The following is a 16,356-nucleotide window of genomic DNA, read 5'->3' as shown; positions in this document are numbered from 1 at the left end:
TTTATAATACATTCTAACACTTTTTCCTTAACTTAATGGCAGTGATCACTTACCCCCGCTTCTATGAGAGCCTTTAACACATCTGGAGAACGCGTCAAAGCGCAGGCATGTAAATATCCTTTCTCATTTTGCACGTTAGCCCCTGCTTTTATTAAAACTTGCGCTAGATTTGGTAAAGCGTGAGGCTTGTGATTAATAGCAATAGAAAAAAGACTATCTACTGGAAAGCCATCATAGTCTTTCAAATCAAATTTGTGATTAATATCAAAACCTTTTTTTTCCCAAGAAGCATATAAATATTCATAATAGTTTTCTTTGCTTGAAGTTCGCATTCCACTTTCTAGCCTTTCTTTTATTTTTTTTATTATATTACTAGTATCTAAATCGTTATCTTCATCCACTTTGTACAACACATTATACAAAACACTATAAAGCCAAGTTTCTCTATTCATTATAATTTATACCTTAAAACTATTAATATACACTTATGTAGTATATAAACTCTAAATAACATTTTGCAAAATATTAATTGTTAGATAACATAATCAAAGTTTTTATCTTACATTCACCATGGTTAGAGCTATACAAATAAAAAAAACTGGGGGACCAGAAGTATTAGAATTTGTAGATAAGAGTATAGGTGAGCCAAAAGGCGAGGAAGTCTTAGTGCGTCACACAACTATCGGCTTAAATCGTTATGATTTAGAGCACAGAAAAGGTACACGCAAAATTAAAAATTTACCATCAGTGCTTGGAGTGGAAGCAGTGGGAGTTATTGAAAAGCTTGGTAAAAAAATCAGTGATGGGTTGAAGGTCGGAGATAGAGTTGGATATTGCACAGCTCCTCCAGGGGCATATTGTGAAAAGCGCATTATACACCAGAAATATCTGATAAAAATTCCAGATGACATATCTGATGAAGTTGCTGCTGCAGTGCTGTTTAAAGGTATGACAGCTCACTATTTAGTTAATCAATCTTATAAAGTTAGGCCTGGTGCTTTCGTGCTAGTTCATGGGGCTAATGGTGGCTTAGGACAAATAATATGCCAATGGGCGAAGGATAAAAAAGGTGTAGTGATAGGTTCTGTAAGCTCTGATGAAAAAATGAAGATAGCTTTACAAAGTGGCTGCACATACGCAATAAACTACAATGATAAAGACTTCGTTTCTAAAATTATGGAGATTACGCAAAACAGAGGAGTAGGTGCAGTATATGACCCCATAGGTTACGCTACAAGCAAGCTCTCTTTTGAATCTTTAGGCAGGTTCGGCATATACGTTTCCTATGGGCAGATATCAGGTAACGCTCCTATTAGTTTTTCTTTACTTAGTTCACGTTCGTTATTTGCAACTGGAACCTTAATATATCATTATAAGCATGATAGATTCACATTAGTGCTTACCACAATGGAAATCTTCGAGATGATAAGAAAAAAACTTTTAACTGTACGGATCAATAAAAAATATAAATTTGATGAAATAATTCAAGCACATCACGATATGGAAAATAGAAAAACGAGTGGGTTAAATATTATTAAAATCTCTCAAATAAATTAATAGTTAAAATTAACCATTCATTAAATTATATCAACTAGAATTTCACATATTTAATTCTCCTTTTGGGGGAATTAAAAGCATATAGCTAAACTGACTTAGGCTTACCGACAACCGTCATCCCGCTACGTGTTAGCGGAATCTATACCGCGAATAGACTTCTTGCATAACCCAAATTAAGTAGAAAAAGGTATCATCCGAGTAGCTGACACTGGTTCCTTTATGACGGTAGTAGCCCCCCTTCTCCTGTCATTCCAGTGCTCTCTTCTTGTCATCCCAGTGCCCAGACACTGGGATCCAGTTTCACCTTGTGATGGTGTCATGAAAGTAGCTGACACTGGTTTCCATCCAAGACGGTGTCATTCCTTACTATTACCCACAAATATAAATGGACTAAAAAGTAAAATATTACAATATTAAAGTTTGCAAATATTGAGGGTGTAAAATGGCAAGTAAAAGTAGTGAATGGGCTAAAAATGAATTTGGAGATAAAAGGTTAACTGAGCGATTAGTAAAGATTGCTGATATGTTTGACAAAATTACCTGAAAGTTAGATTAATCAAGCATGTGAAAGTTGGTCAGAAGCAAAAGCAGCATAACGTTTTTTTCAAAATGAGAATGTAAAAGAAAGTGATATTTTAGCTACACATATTAATAAGACGGTTGAGAGAACAAAAGCTCACAAGAGGGTTCTTGTCATTCAAGATACCAGTTACATTGTATATAATAACCATAAAAAAACAAGCGGATTAGCAAATTTGTCCAGTTATGATACTGCAAAAGGTATTATAATGCATACAGCTCTTGCCGTTAGTATAGAAGGTTTGGTACTAGGGATACTAGATCAAAAAGTTTATTCAAGACCTGAAGAAACTGAGAACCTTAAAAAAAAGAGCGATCGCATTGAAGATAAAGAAAGCGTAAAGTGGTTGGAAACTTTAAGAAAAACAAATAATATTATTGATCCAACTCAAACTGAGACTATAACTGTATGCGATAGAGAAGCAGATATATATGACTTTTTTGAGCTTGCACATAATCTTAATTCGGCAGTGCTAGTTAGAGCATGCAGAGATAGAGCAGTAAATAGAAAATCTCGATATCCTGAAAAAGGTGAGCAGAAGTTATGGGCATTTATTAAATCCTCTCATTGTGCAGGTACGGTAGAAGTTGAAGTTCCTGTAAAAGATAATAAGCCAAAAAGAACAGCACGTTTGGAAGTTAGATTTGGAAAGTTTATGATGAATCCATCTAAGAATAATATTAGGCATAAGACGGAAGAACTACCTAAATTACCACTTTATGCAGTTTATGTTGTTGAGAAAACTCCCCTTCCCTTAAAAAAAACCGCTAGAATGGATGCTATTAACGAATCTTTCAGTTAATACTTTCGATGAAGCTGTTGAAAAAATTAGTTGGTATTGCCTTAGATGGAAAATAGAGATATTACATAAAATTTTAAATCCGGTCTCAAAGTTGAAGAATGTAGGCTTGGAATAGCAGAAAGACTAATGAGATATCTAACAGTTGTGAGTATTATTGCTTGGAGGATCTTCTTTATTACATCAATTGCAAGAGCTAACCCAACATTACCATGTACTACCTTATTAGCTGAAGAGGAATGGAAAGTTTTATACGTTAAAATACACAGAAAACCATGTCCAAGTGTAGTTCCCAACATAAAAGAAGCTGTTTCATGAACTTGGAGGCCATTTAGCAAGAAAAAATGACCCAGAACCAGGACCTTATGTTCTTTGGAAAGGATATAAACGTCTCTTTGATTTAGCAGAAGGATGGCGACTTGCTCACGAACCTCATATTTGTGGGTAATAGTAAGTTGTTAGCGGGATCTGGAGATACCGCGGCGGTATGACGTAGGGAATCTTACTTATTATAGCTATAGTTCTACATGAATTACAAAAGTAATATACTAGATCTTAATATTTTAGATCTATATTTTAATAAATAATGAGCTGTAATTAGTATGAATAATCCATTTAAAAGTGAGAACTATAAAAAAAATCTCGATTCTCTGATCAAAGCTGTAAAGCTAGGAAATGCAGAGAAACAATATAACAAAACGTTAAGGGATTTATCTCATGCATTAGAAGGTTTTACAGGTGAGGCAAAAGGTATAGCTGAGTTTGTTATATATACTGACTTGAACAATTATGTAGAACAGCCATTAGGTCTTTTTAAAACATTAATGAATAGAATTTTGGGAAAAAATTTTCCAACCAAGAACAGTAGTATAAGTAATTTTGTAAATGATGAGTTGTCAAGTTTCACTTTAGAAACAGCAGCTAAGTATACAAGAATTTTAAAAAAAATTGATCTCTTGGAACAATTAGAAAAAGATTTCAGAAAAAATAATATTTTAAAAGATTCTTTAAATTTAGAACAAAGTGAAAAGAGTCAAGGAAAAGATAGATCACACGAAGTGAGTTTGGAAGGTAGAAAGCAAAAGGAAGGTACTTTTGAGCTGCGAAAAGAAGAACAGCCGAAAGAAAAATTAGGTGGTAATCGCATGAGGCAAATAAAGCGACCAACAACAGCACCTCCGGCTGCTCCAGATTCGAGGAAGGTACGCTTTAAATCAGAAATATCCTCAGATGGAGAAAGCAAGGCAAAGTCTACATCTTCTTTACTAAAAGGAGCTAATAGTTTTAGTATGCCTGATGCTAAGGAAAATCCTTCTGAGGATTCAGGCTATGGAAGTTCATTAAATGAAGAGTCTGTATACAAAGAGATATCAAATTATCAAGAGAAGAAGAGTAAAATTTTAATAGAAAATTCGCAGAGTTCAAAATCGCCCAAAGAAGAGCCAATTTATGCAACAGTTCCTAAAGAACATATAGAAGCAAAAAGAGAACGTAAGCAGAAACAACAACCTCAATCCCTCGTACCACCAAAACCACCGCAAGTGCCAAAAAAAATGTTTACTACTGGTCAAGAAGTTAGACAAGGATCGAAAGTGGTAATCAAAGATAAACCTGCAGTACCGCCAAAGCCTAAAAATCTAAGCCGTGCTAATCAAAAAGTAAGCACAGAGCCAAAAGTAGTAGGAGTAATTCTTAAAAAATCAGCTGAAAGAGTACCACTAAAATCTGAAAATCAAGACAATAGGAAATCAGCACAAAAAGCTGCTGGTAAGGCGATACCAAAAGTAGCAGCAGCTACTATGAAAGGAGGAGCTAATCGCGAGATGGGCAGTAAAGTAAAGGCATTAAAAGAAAAATTTGAGCAAAATCAAGCAAAAGGAAATGCTAATGTACAGCTTGCTGAAAGCAAAACCACTCCAGCAGCACAAGCGGATATCGGTGTGAAGAAAAAACAATCTCATTCATTTCTAACAGAGAATAAAAGATCTGCAACAAAACACGTAACAGCAAAATCTGATCCAAAATCTCATGTCAGCAAAAATTCCCTTCTCACGCATGCAAATGTAAAGGAAATGGTTGCACAAATTGAGAAAGGAAAAGGAGGAAGATAGTAACATTTGGGAAAAAAACATATGTGTCAAGTCAAGAGATTGTGAGCAAATTTAGGAAATTATAGCTAAACTGACTTAGATTTACCGACAATTTGAAAAACCGTCATTCCGCTAACTATAGTATTTTCAAAAGCGAATGATAAAGGTATAATATGTTTTTTTAAAGTAGGGAAAGCGATGGTATATAGTGTAGATTTAAGGGAAAAAGCAGTGTCTTTGGTAGAAAAAGGAAAGTCAAAGGTTGAAGTTGCAGAGGTTTTTGAGATAGGGATAGCAACACTATATAGATGGCTAAAAAAGAAAGCTACTGGCCAAGGTCTCAAAGCGGTAAAAAGTACTGGTTTTATTCGAAAAATAGATCCAGAAATACTCGAAGAATATGTCAAAAAACACCCAGATCACACACTAGCAGAAATGAAACAAAACCTTGGCTTTGGGATAAGTGCAATTTGGTATAGATTAAGACAGCTAAAAATAACCTTTAAAAAAAGTCACATTCTATCAAGAGCGCAATCAAGAAGATAGGCAGCAATTTATCGATAAAGTCTCAAAAATAGACCACTGTAGCATTTTATATATAGATGAAGCAGGAGTTGATAATAGACTATACCGAGAATATGCACGAGCTCCAAGAGGAGAAAAAATATATGCTGATGTTCCAGGAAAAAAGCGGGAAAGAGTAAGTATAATAGGTGGATGAGAAGTTTATTGCACCAATGACCTTCACAGGAGGGTGTAATAAAGATATATTTAATGTATGGTTAGAGCGAAGATTACTTCCACAATTACAGCGTGATACAACCATAGTTATGGATAATGCTACATTCCATAAAACTCCCAAAACAAAGTCATTAATAGAGTCTTTTGGCTGTCATTTGCTTTATCTTCCAACATATTCACCTGATCTAAATCCGATAGAGCATTGTTGGCACACCATCAAAAGTTGCCTCAGACCTCTAATGCATCAATGTACAGACTTACACCTTTTAGTTGGTAATACCATTTTAGACGTTTATCATTCGTTTTAGAAAATACTATAATTGAAATAGCGCAGTTACTCACCCCATAAATTTGGTGCTCTCTTTCAATCAAAGGTGTCTTGCTGCTTGAAATGTTTTCTTTGTAAAAATTTGGCTTATCTTTATATCATCTCATTCAAACAGCATTAACATAACTTATGCCTTTTTTGGATGTAGAAATTTTCTAGGAATTGTCTTTTTGAATTCTATGGTATTTTGTTTAACATTGAAACAAGAGGCCAGTGTCACGCACTGGCATGACACCCATTTGTTCCTATAGTTGTCTTTTCTCGTCTACCTTATTTTGCCACTCTGCTGAACAGATACATAAAGAAAGTGGAAAATTGGACATTCTCAACTCAGCTCCTGCAGATTAAAAATTAAGTTGAATAAAAATTGGATTTGACGCAGTTTTTTCCCATAGTTTAAGAAATTAAAAGTTTAACGATTAGAATTATAATTACAAACCACAATAAAAAATAGACTTTTCCATTTGATTTATTTTTAATTTGGATGTTTTCTAATTTTTTATCAGCTATTAGGTTCAATTTTTCTATAAGGCTAAATATCCCTTGGATTGTTTTTATAGGATAAGAACTTCTAATTTTTTCCCTATACCCTATTTTACTTTCATGTTGACTGCTTATCCACGCTTCAACTACTTTCCACATATTGATTTCTGGGTAGATCTTTCTACATGTCCCTTCCAGTAAAATCATAGTTTTCTGCAGCAATAACAATTGTGTTTGAACTTTCATATCAAAATCACCAGTTATTTTTAATAGCTGAGCAAGTAAACTAGCAAATGAAATCTTCTGTATAGGCTGCCCAATAATGGGTTCACCTATTGCCCTGCAAGCTGTGACAAAATTTCTATGCTGTGATGAAACGTAACCAGCTTTAAAGTGCATTTTTGCAACGTGATCATAATCCCGATTTAAAAAGCCTTTGAGTATCTCTATAACGTAATAGCATGTCTCACGATCTATTCTACCCATGATTCCACAATCCAGAGCAATAATATTGTTATTACTATCAACCATTAGATTTCCAGGATGCATATCAGCATGAAAAAAACAATCCCTGTATACCTGATTACAAAACGATTCTATAAGATTGATAGCTATTTGCTTATGATTATTCAGTTTTTCAACTTCGTATATTGGCGTTGCTTCTATCCATTCTAATGTTAAAACCTTTTTTGCAGTTCTATTCCAATCTATTTCAGGTACATAAAAACCTCTGTCATTTTTTGTGTTTTCCTTTAGTTCCGAAGAGTGAGCAGCTTCAAAACGTAGATCTAACTCTAATCGGCAAATTTCAGCAAAAGTTTTGACTAATTCAATCGGCTTCAGCCTTTTTGATTGTTCGCTAAATTTTTCTGCAATTTCCGCAAGCCAAGAAAGCATCTTTATATCCCTTGAGAATGTTTTCTCAATATTTGGCCTTAAAACCTTCACAGCAACTTCTTTACCCTCAGTTGTAACCGCTCTATGCACCTGAGAAATCGATGCTGCTGCAATTGGCTTTTCAGAAAAGCTTGAAAAAATGTCGCTCAATTTACAATTAAACTCACTTTCTATAGTTTTAACTGCTATTTTATGTGAAAACGATGGCAATCTATCACATATCAATAACAAGTTATTTGTTATATCCTCATTTAAAACATCAGTACGTGATGAGATAGACTGCCCAAACTTAATGAACACCGGACCTAATTTTTCAAGAGCACGCTTTAGTTTATGGCCTTGTATCTTATTTATTGATTTCTTTGATGGTGGAAGTAAATAAGGTAATATATTGTAACGCGTCAGCACTGTAGTTATGTGCAGAAGACGCAAAATATTTTGAATCATTTCGCTGCGTAACTGCTAAATATTTCATTTAGGGTTCTATTTTTCATAATCTCATCAGGCTTGCCTTGGCAATAGATAGTATTATTTATACAAATTATGTAATCTGAGGATGGTAGAGCAGAGTTAAGATCATGAGAAGTCATAAGAATCGACACTAATCGGTTTTTTGCTATTTTGCTTATAATATCATAGAACTTAGCCCGTGCGTTAATATCCATTGCACTAACTGGCTCATCTAGAATGATCAAGTCAGGCTCTGCAATTAAACAACGTGCAAGTAGCAATAATTGTGTTTGCCCTGCAGAAATTTCTAACACTTGATTCTTCAAAATGTTACCGATACCAGCCAACTCTATCGTTTCTGTAATAATGGATTGATTTTTCTTTAGTCTTTTCAAGGAGCTATTTAAAAGGAAATATTCAACTGTTATTGGCATCAAATTACTAATACTAAAATTTTGCGGCATATAGCCAATTTTTATGTTGTCAGCAAATACGATATTACCGGTACAGCTTTTATTTATGCCAGCAATTGCTTTCACTAAAGAGGTTTTACCTCCACCATTTGGACCAAGTATTGTAATTACGTCTCCTCTTTCCATGAACATATTGATATTGTCAAGGATTCTTTTACCATCATATGTGAGAGCAAGATTTTCTATTTTTAGAACATGATTATTGACATTATTTAATTTATTGACAAAATTTAACTTCTTCTCAACATTTATATGAGACATTTACTGACTTTGTTTCTATTACTTTCATTTACACTATACTATAATATCGCCTTTTCATCCAATTTAAAAGTTGTAGCTACAATCAAACCTATCCACTCACTTGTAGCTTCTGTTACAGAAGGGATTTTAGAACCGGAATTGCTTGGCTATGCAACATCTGCGCATAATTATATATTAAAGCCATCTGATGCGAGTAATTTAGAATCAAGTGACGTTATATTTTATGTTGACGATAACTTAGAGACGTTTGTTCAAACTTTCGCCAAAAATAATAAAGAACTAGTGCAATTGTCAAGGGCAATCAACCTACTTCCTACTCGGCCACATTCATTTTCTAGAAAAATCACTCACATTCAAGATGAAAAAGATTTACACATGTGGCTGAGTCCCGAAAATGCAAAGAGCATGATACTTTCTATAAGTGCAACATTGTCTAACATAGATAAAGAAAATTCCCATCGATACAGTTCTAATGCAACAAAAGCTATAAAAAAAATAGACCAAGAAGTAAAAGAAATCATGAAAGAACTGAATGATTTTAAAAATCAAAAATACATCGTTACTCATGATGCTTATCAATATTTTGAAAAATATTTCGGTCTAAATCATCCAAGCGCTATTCTTTCCATAGAAGAGGATTCTTACATAGGTATGAAGAGTTTAATGAAGCTAAAAAAGATAATGAAGGAAGAAAACGTTAAATGTATATTTGCTCATTCACAGGAAGATAGCATAAAGCCTAACGCCCTTTCTAATGACGCAAAAATGGTAGTTCTTGATCCTATTGGATCAGACATAGAGCCTGGAAAAGATGCATATCTAGCTATAATCAATAGCATTGCACAAAATTTTAAGTCTTGTTTTGTTGAGTAATAAGTTCCCTTTTAGCTTACTGTTTTATTGTTCTACAAATCAAGAAGAAGTGAGTTTACAACAAATGGTGTCATTCCAGTCTGGAATCCAGCTTTTTCATAATCATCAAAACGTTGTATTTTAACATAAAACGGCTACTTTTATGCTTATTAACTTAATAAAATTCCTGGATCCCAGACTGGGATGACATCGTAGGGGTGCTGGCCTGATAACCGTCATCCCGCTACTTGTTAGCGGGATCTAGAGATACCGCGAATGAATCGCAGTATGACGGTTCGCGGCGGCATGACGATAAGGTTTATACCTTGTCATCCCAGTGCTTGACACCGAGATTGATTTATCTTGTCTACCTTATTTTGCCACTCCGCTGAACGGATACCATATTATGCAGGTTTAGAATTATGCTTTATTCTTACGTTTATGTCTTGGCCCAATACAATCAATAAGTTAAGCAAGTATTCTAAGGAGAACCCTTCGATTTTTGACCTATTGATTTGAGATACTTTAGGTTGATCAATCTTTAGAGCGTTTGCTGCTTTTTTCTGTGTTGTGTACTTCTTACTTATTAATTGTGCAATGACCTTTATTAATTTCAGTTTTGTATCTTTCACATCCCCCAACTCTACTATTATAGGATAACTTAATTGTAAATTTTGCATAATAATAAAATTCCTTATAAAAAAATTACTTTAGTTTTTCTTCTTTAAATAACACATGCCTTCTGACTACTGGGTCATACTTCCTAAACTCCAGTTTTTTGGTGAGCTTTTTTGGATTACGCTTTTTTACATAAAAATAGCCAGTTGATTTTTCTTCACCAGTTTTTGTTATCTTGATTGCAGTGCTGACTAACTTAACGAGCAAAGAAGCATTTTTTTTCGCCATACTTATAATGATATAATAAATTCTATGCGAGTTTATTACGCAAAATACTAAAAGTCAATCGAATAATGCAGATTGCAAAATCCTTGACAATCAACAGTGCATTAAGTAGCATAAAGTTAACTTCAGAATAAAAAGCAAACGGTAAATAAGTGACAAATAGTGGTAAAAGGGTATTATTGATAGAAAATTCTATCTGTTCTAATGAGGTAAGAGTTGCCTTGTCAATTAATAACAAGGTTGTAGAATTTGAACAAGAATTCAAGGAAAAAAAACAATTAAGAGGTAATATATACGTTGCTTATATAAAGCGTATAGAGCCTTCTTTGCAAGCCGTATTTATTGAATATGGGAAAAATAAGCAAGGTTTTTTGTCTTTTTCCGAGATATCTCTAGATTACTTCAACATTCCAGAAAAAGAAAAGGAAACTATCTTTGAGGGCTACTCAAATGACGATTGTATAGAAGAAGCCTCAGCAAATGTTTCTTCAGATTCTGCAGCTAGTAAGAATGTCAACGGATCAGGTAGTGGTTTTGTAAGAGAGGTACCTTTATATAAAAAATACAAATTACAAGATGTTATTTCAGTAAATCAAAAAGTATTGGTCCAGCTAACTAAAGAGGAACGAGGCAATAAAGGAGCTTCATTTACAACATACATAACTTTAGTGGGTAGATACTGTGTTTTCATGCCAAATTCCATGAGCAAAGGTGGAGTGTCCCGCAGAATTGAAGATGCTAATGTCAGAAAGCAGTTAAAGGAGATACTGAGTTCAATAAACTTGCCAAAAAGATCAGGTTTAATAGTAAGAACTGTTGGTTCAGGAAAAAATAAGAAAGAAATTGAGCAGGATTACAATTACTTATCCTCATTATGGCAGAGCATTCAAAAAAATGCCTTCTCTGTAAACGTTCCATCATTAATTTACAATGAAGCAGATGTAATTATGAGATCTGTTCGTGATTTTTGTAGCGATGGTATAGAAGTTATAGTGTCTGGAAAGGAAGCTTTTGAGGCAGTTAGGCAATATGCTAACAATGCACTAAAAGGTAGTAAGTTGCGCTATAGATTGTATAGAGGTTATGCTCCGATCTTTACTTACTACGGAATCGAAGATCAAATTTCTGAGTTATATAGCAATAGAGTAGAATTGCCATCTGGTGGGTCTTTGATAATAACTTTAACTGAGGCGTTTGTTTCAATAGACGTAAATTCAGGAAAGATGACAGGAGAAGATAGCATAGAAGAAACAGCTTATAGAACCAACATGGAAGCAGTACCTGAAATATCAAGACAGGTGAATCTTAGGGGCCTATCAGGATTAATAGTAGTCGATTTTATTGATATGTTGAAATATCAGTATTGCAGAGCTGTTGAGTCTGCTATAAAGCAAGCGTTTAAAGATGATAAAGCTAAAGTTCAATTTAGCTACATAAATGACTTTGGTTTAATGGTATTTTCAAGACAAAGAATTAAACCAAACATACAAGAAATTAATACTACAGAATGTTTACACTGCAAAGGTACTGGAAGAGTAAAATCAAACGAAGTAATTGTTTCATCAATACTAAGGGATTTACAACATATTGCTAACAAGAATCGAAATAAGTCTTTTGATTTAGTAGCACACAGTGCAGTTATAGCGCACATTTTTAATAACAAACGCAATACAGTTTCTACAATCGAAAAAGAGTTTAATATTACATTGAACGTTAGTATTGATAACAGTTTAGATGTAAATACATTTGTTTTAAAACAAGGAGATGATGTTAATTTAAACGGTTATAAGCCATTACAGAACTCTGGATACCAAATTGGGGATAGCAGCAATGAAGAAGCTGATAATTCAAATAAACTACGAGGCAATTTTTGGCTGACTAAGTGGCTTTCGCGCCTTTTAAGTTCTAATAACTAATTAGAAACCTAAATTGGGCTTGTAATTAATGAGCCCTATACTTATATATTCTTATATCAGATAATATTTACAATGGGGTACTCATTATGGGAAGAGCAATAGGCATAGATCTCGGAACAACAAATTCTTGTGTTGCAATAATGCAGGGCAAGGATACAAAGGTAATAGAAAATAAAGAAGGGGCAAGAACTACTCCATCTATAGTTGCATTAACTTCTTCAGGAGAAAGGTTGATTGGTGCTCCAGCAAAAAGGCAAGCAACCACCAATGCAAGTAATACCTTTTTTGCTACTAAGAGATTAATAGGCCGTCAATATAGTGATCCTGAGATAAAAAATCTAAGTGTACCATACAAAGTATTTGCAGCAAAAAGTGGTGATGCATGGGTTAAAACAACTGATAATAAAGAATATTCTCCTAGTCAAATTGGTGCATTTATACTACAAAACATGAAAGAGGCAGCAGAAGCTTATCTTGGAGAGGAAGTAAAAGATGCTGTGATAACAGTGCCAGCATACTTCAACGACTCTCAACGTCAAGCAACAAAAGATGCAGGAAAAATTGCCGGATTAAATGTACTCAGAATAGTAAATGAACCGACTGCTGCAGCACTTGCTTATGGTCTTGATAAGAAACATGGGCACACAATAGTAGTATATGACCTTGGTGGTGGTACATTTGACGTTTCAATACTTGAAATAGGTGATGGAGTTTTCGAAGTGAAAGCAACAAACGGTGATACCCATCTTGGAGGTGAAGACTTTGATAATGGAGTAGTGAGTTATTTACTAGATGAATTCAAGAAAAGTAATGGCATTGATTTGAAAAATGATCCAATGGCTATGCAAAGAATCAAAGAAGCTGCTGAAAAAGCGAAAATTGAATTATCAAGTGCAATGGAAACGGAAATAAATCTACCGTTTATTACAGCTGATGCAAGTGGTCCAAAACACTTAAATATGAAATTAACGAGAGCAAAACTTGAAAGCTTAGTGAATGATTTAATCGAAAGAACTATGGCTCCTTGTAAAAAAGCTCTTGAGGATGCTGGTTTATCTGCTAGTCAAATTGGCGAAGTGGTTCTTGTTGGTGGCATGACTCGTATGCCAAAAGTCATAGAGAAAGTTAAAGAATTCTTTGGCAAAGATCCACATAGAGGAGTTAACCCTGATGAAGTTGTAGCAATTGGAGCTGCAATACAGGCGGGGATCATTCAAGGTGATGTAAGAGATGTGTTACTACTTGATGTGACCCCACTTTCTCTTGGTATTGAAACTCTAGGAGGAGTATTCACTCCACTTATTGAGCGTAATACTACAATTCCTACTAAAAAATCTCAGGTGTTTTCAACTGCAGAAGATAACCAAACAGCTGTTACAATTAAGGTGCATCAGGGTGAAAGAAAACTGGCAGTTGATAATAAGCTACTCGGTCAGTTTAGTTTGGAAGGGATACCTCCTGCTCCGCGCGGAAGGCCACAAATTGAAGTGACATTTGATATAGATGCAAATGGAATAGCACACGTTTCTGCAAAAGATAAAGCTACTGGAAAAGAGCAAAAAATACGCATTCAATCTTCAGGTGGTTTATCTGATGATGAAATAAATCGCATGGTAAAAGAAGCTGAAGAAAAAGCGCAAGAAGATGAAAAGCGCAAAAAGTTTATTGAAGTGAAGAATCAAGCGGATAGCTTAGTCCATTCTACAGAAAAGTCTCTGACAGAGTATGGTGATAAAGTTTCACCAGAAGATAGATCTGCTATTGAAAATGCAGTTAACGAATTAAAAGAAGTTAGTAAATCTGATAACATTGATGACACTGATTCAATACAGCAGAAAGTCACTAATCTTTCTCAATTATCTATGAAACTTGGAGAAGCTATGTATCAAGCATCTCAACAAAATAGTGCTGAAAATGGCTTTTCATCAGAAGGAAATCCAAATGATAAAGAGGAAAAAGTAGTAGATTCTGATTATCAAGACATAGATAATAAAGAAGAGAATAAGTAATTGCGATTGTCATCCAAGTAGCTGATACTGGGATGACAAGAGGAGCATATTGTTGCTTAAAGAAACCATTATGGATATTATTAAAACGATAGAAGAAAAGATACACGATTCGATAGATGTAATTGATATCAACATTATCGATGAATCAGCAAAGCATGCTGATCATTATTTTGCTTCATCTTCAACACTACCTTCACATATCAAGCTAATATTGATATCTGACAGCTTTATCGGAATGAACACTCTCAAAAGGCATAAATTGATCTATGAATTATTAAAGAGTGAGATAGAGCTAATACATGCAATTTCTCTTCACTTGTATACGCAAAACGAGTACAATTTAAAAAATAAATAATAAAAATGTGAAGGAAGAGTCTTTATTAGTTAAAGCAGGAAGAAAATTTAATGACTATAAAGGTTCTATGAACCCGCCAGTTTATCATTCTTCTACCATATTATTCCCTACTTACAAGGACTACTTAAATGCAGCAAATGGAGAAAGTATATACGATGTAATCAACGATGATGTTGCAAGAGATTACAGCTATAGTAATGTTGGTACTCCCACTGTCCATTATCTTTCAAATGCACTGGCTGAAATTGAAGGGAGTGGACAAGCGCTTATTTATCCTTCCGGACTATTTGCACTTACTTTTGCTATTTTGACTTTCACTAAAGCAGGCTCGCACGTTTTAATTCAAGATAATAGTTATTACCGACTTAGGAGGTTTGCAGAAAATGAGCTACCAAAAAGAGGAACAGAAGTAACTTTTTATGATCCAACACAGGATATAACTGATTTAATTCAGAGTAATACTTCATTGATAATGATCGAGACTCCTGGTTCTGTAACGTTTGAGATTTCGAATATAGAGCATATAGTAAAAGTTGCTAAAGAACGTGGAATCGTAACCGTTTGCGACAATTCATGGGCCACTCCTTTGTTATTTAAGCCGCTTGATTATGGAATTGATGTTGCACTATATGCGGTAACAAAGTATCTAGCCGGTCACTCAGATTTATTGATGGGGACTATGATTGCTGAAGGTGAAATTTTTAAATTGCTTTATGAGAGCTATAAAAATTATGGAGTAACCATTCAATCGCACGACTGTTATCTTGCACATAGGGGACTAAGAACACTGCACACACGTATGAAAAAGTACCAAAATACAGCAATGGAAGTGGCAAAGTGGCTAGAAGCACAGCAAAAAGTTAGAAAGGTTTTATATCCAGCACTTCCCTCCCATCCTCAACACGAATTATGGAAAAGTTACTTTAAAGGAGCAAGCGGCGTATTCAGTATAGTATTGGGTAGAGAATATTCATGTGAAGAACTAAGCTGCATGGTTGATCACATGAAAATTTTTGGTATCGGTGCTTCTTGGGGAGGGTGCGACAGTTTGATATTACCAATAGATCGTAGATCTATGTCAAGATCTGTAATGAATTCAGATTATGGTGGAAGTTTTATACGGATATTTTGTGGACTGGAAGATCCTGAAGATTTAATCTTTGACCTTAATGACGCACTAAAAAGGTTACCATGTTTAGACTTTCAAAACGATGAAGTAGGACATGAAACTGAGAGAATTACTGCATAACATTATTGATGTTAACTTTGATATTGAAATCAAAGGCGTCACATGTAATCCCAAGAAAATCAAGGAAGGTTATCTTTTTGTTTGTGTGTCAGAAAGGGATAGGATTTACATAGATCAGATATTATCTTGTGGAGCTAAAGCGATAATTGCAAGTGATTGCATAACAGAAGCTTCAAGCCTTGGTATCATTCCAACGCGTGATGCTGGAATCTGTATCTTCCACCCAAACCCTCAAGAAATATACAGCGAAATAGTCAGCAGGTTTTATCAATTCAAACAGCCCAAATATGTTGCTGCTGTAACTGGTACAAATGGTAAAACTTCAGTAGTAGAATTTTGCCGCCAGATCTGGCAAAACGCTGGCTATAATGCTGCGTCTATTGGAACACTTGGAACATGCATCAATAATGGTA

General features: G+C 34.6%; 16 protein-coding genes and 1 pseudogene. 11 read left to right on the top strand and 6 right to left on the bottom strand.

Going from position 1 to position 16,356, the window contains the following annotated elements; genetic code table 11:
- Positions 1–32: 32 nt before the first annotated feature.
- Complete coding sequence (locus DEF52_RS04715) at positions 33–452, bottom strand: hypothetical protein (RefSeq protein ID WP_237357358.1); 420 nt, start codon at positions 450–452, stop codon at positions 33–35.
- A gap of 118 nt (positions 453–570) precedes the next feature.
- Between DEF52_RS04715 and DEF52_RS04710 the strand changes: the two genes are divergently transcribed.
- Complete coding sequence (locus DEF52_RS04710) at positions 571–1,557, top strand: quinone oxidoreductase family protein (protein WP_151808006.1); 987 nt, start codon at positions 571–573, stop codon at positions 1,555–1,557.
- 173 nt (positions 1,558–1,730) lie between these two features.
- On the opposite strand, the gene DEF52_RS06285 is transcribed toward DEF52_RS04710, so the two are convergent.
- On the bottom strand, positions 1,731–1,892 hold the full coding sequence (locus tag DEF52_RS06285) for a hypothetical protein (protein WP_153296808.1): 162 nt from the start codon (positions 1,890–1,892) through the stop codon (positions 1,731–1,733).
- 107 nt (positions 1,893–1,999) lie between these two features.
- Here DEF52_RS06285 and DEF52_RS04705 point away from each other — a divergent pair.
- The 4 genes and pseudogenes from DEF52_RS04705 (at position 2,000) to DEF52_RS04690 (ending at position 6,075) form a co-directional block, all read left to right on the top strand.
- Positions 2,000–3,384 (top strand): annotated as a pseudogene (locus DEF52_RS04705) (IS4 family transposase).
- A gap of 154 nt (positions 3,385–3,538) precedes the next feature.
- Positions 3,539–5,047 carry a hypothetical protein gene (locus tag DEF52_RS04700; RefSeq protein ID WP_151808005.1) on the top strand — a complete coding sequence of 503 codons (1,509 nt, stop codon included), beginning with the start codon at positions 3,539–3,541 and terminating at the stop codon, positions 5,045–5,047.
- A gap of 177 nt (positions 5,048–5,224) precedes the next feature.
- Complete coding sequence (locus DEF52_RS04695) at positions 5,225–5,572, top strand: IS630 transposase-related protein (RefSeq protein ID WP_151808004.1); 348 nt, start codon at positions 5,225–5,227, stop codon at positions 5,570–5,572.
- Between the two features lie 167 nt (positions 5,573–5,739).
- Entirely contained in the window at positions 5,740–6,075 is a 336-nt protein-coding gene (locus DEF52_RS04690) for a transposase (protein ID WP_049973597.1), read from the top strand.
- A 416-nt stretch (positions 6,076–6,491) separates the two neighbouring features.
- Here the strand turns inward: DEF52_RS04690 and ubiB are convergent, their stop codons facing one another.
- Together ubiB and DEF52_RS04680 are read right to left on the bottom strand one after the other, a co-directional pair.
- On the bottom strand, positions 6,492–7,922 hold the full coding sequence (gene ubiB, locus DEF52_RS04685) for a 2-polyprenylphenol 6-hydroxylase (protein WP_151808003.1): 1,431 nt from the start codon (positions 7,920–7,922) through the stop codon (positions 6,492–6,494).
- Complete coding sequence (locus DEF52_RS04680; protein WP_151808002.1) at positions 7,919–8,659, bottom strand: metal ABC transporter ATP-binding protein; 741 nt, start codon at positions 8,657–8,659, stop codon at positions 7,919–7,921. Before DEF52_RS04680 ends, ubiB begins: the two co-directional genes overlap by 4 nt.
- Between DEF52_RS04680 and DEF52_RS04675 the strand changes: the two genes are divergently transcribed.
- Entirely contained in the window at positions 8,651–9,532 is an 882-nt protein-coding gene (locus DEF52_RS04675; protein ID WP_151808001.1) for a zinc ABC transporter substrate-binding protein, read from the top strand. The genes DEF52_RS04680 and DEF52_RS04675 overlap by 9 nt on opposite strands.
- Before the next feature lie 383 nt (positions 9,533–9,915).
- On the opposite strand, the gene DEF52_RS04670 is transcribed toward DEF52_RS04675, so the two are convergent.
- Complete coding sequence (locus DEF52_RS04670; protein ID WP_010082632.1) at positions 9,916–10,191, bottom strand: helix-turn-helix domain-containing protein; 276 nt, start codon at positions 10,189–10,191, stop codon at positions 9,916–9,918.
- A gap of 25 nt (positions 10,192–10,216) precedes the next feature.
- Positions 10,217–10,417, bottom strand: a complete 201-nt coding sequence (gene rpmG / locus DEF52_RS04665; RefSeq protein WP_010082633.1) for a 50S ribosomal protein L33 — start codon at positions 10,415–10,417, stop codon at positions 10,217–10,219.
- Positions 10,418–10,566: 149 nt separating this feature from the next.
- Between rpmG and DEF52_RS04660 the strand changes: the two genes are divergently transcribed.
- The 5 genes from DEF52_RS04660 to DEF52_RS04640 form a co-directional block, all read left to right on the top strand.
- Positions 10,567–12,330, top strand: a complete 1,764-nt coding sequence (locus DEF52_RS04660; RefSeq protein WP_095742804.1) for an Rne/Rng family ribonuclease — start codon at positions 10,567–10,569, stop codon at positions 12,328–12,330.
- Between the two features lie 86 nt (positions 12,331–12,416).
- The gene (gene dnaK, locus DEF52_RS04655; protein WP_151808000.1) at positions 12,417–14,339 is read left to right on the top strand and encodes a molecular chaperone DnaK; all 1,923 of its coding nucleotides are present in this window, start codon (positions 12,417–12,419) and stop codon (positions 14,337–14,339) included.
- Between the two features lie 70 nt (positions 14,340–14,409).
- Complete coding sequence (locus DEF52_RS04650) at positions 14,410–14,694, top strand: BolA family protein (RefSeq protein WP_007549117.1); 285 nt, start codon at positions 14,410–14,412, stop codon at positions 14,692–14,694.
- Between the two features lie 7 nt (positions 14,695–14,701).
- Complete coding sequence (gene metC / locus DEF52_RS04645; protein ID WP_151807999.1) at positions 14,702–15,943, top strand: cystathionine beta-lyase; 1,242 nt, start codon at positions 14,702–14,704, stop codon at positions 15,941–15,943.
- Positions 15,918–16,356: Mur ligase family protein (locus DEF52_RS04640; protein ID WP_272897551.1), on the top strand; the 439-nt coding region annotated here is incomplete at its 3' end. The genes metC and DEF52_RS04640, both read left to right, overlap by 26 nt.

Origin of the sequence: Wolbachia endosymbiont of Nasonia oneida (assembly GCF_009012935.1) — a bacterium.
Taxonomy (GTDB): Bacteria; Pseudomonadota; Alphaproteobacteria; order Rickettsiales; family Anaplasmataceae; genus Wolbachia; species Wolbachia pipientis.
The sequence above is the reverse complement of the archived record's forward strand: the minus strand, read 5'-3'. Positions and strand labels throughout refer to the sequence as shown.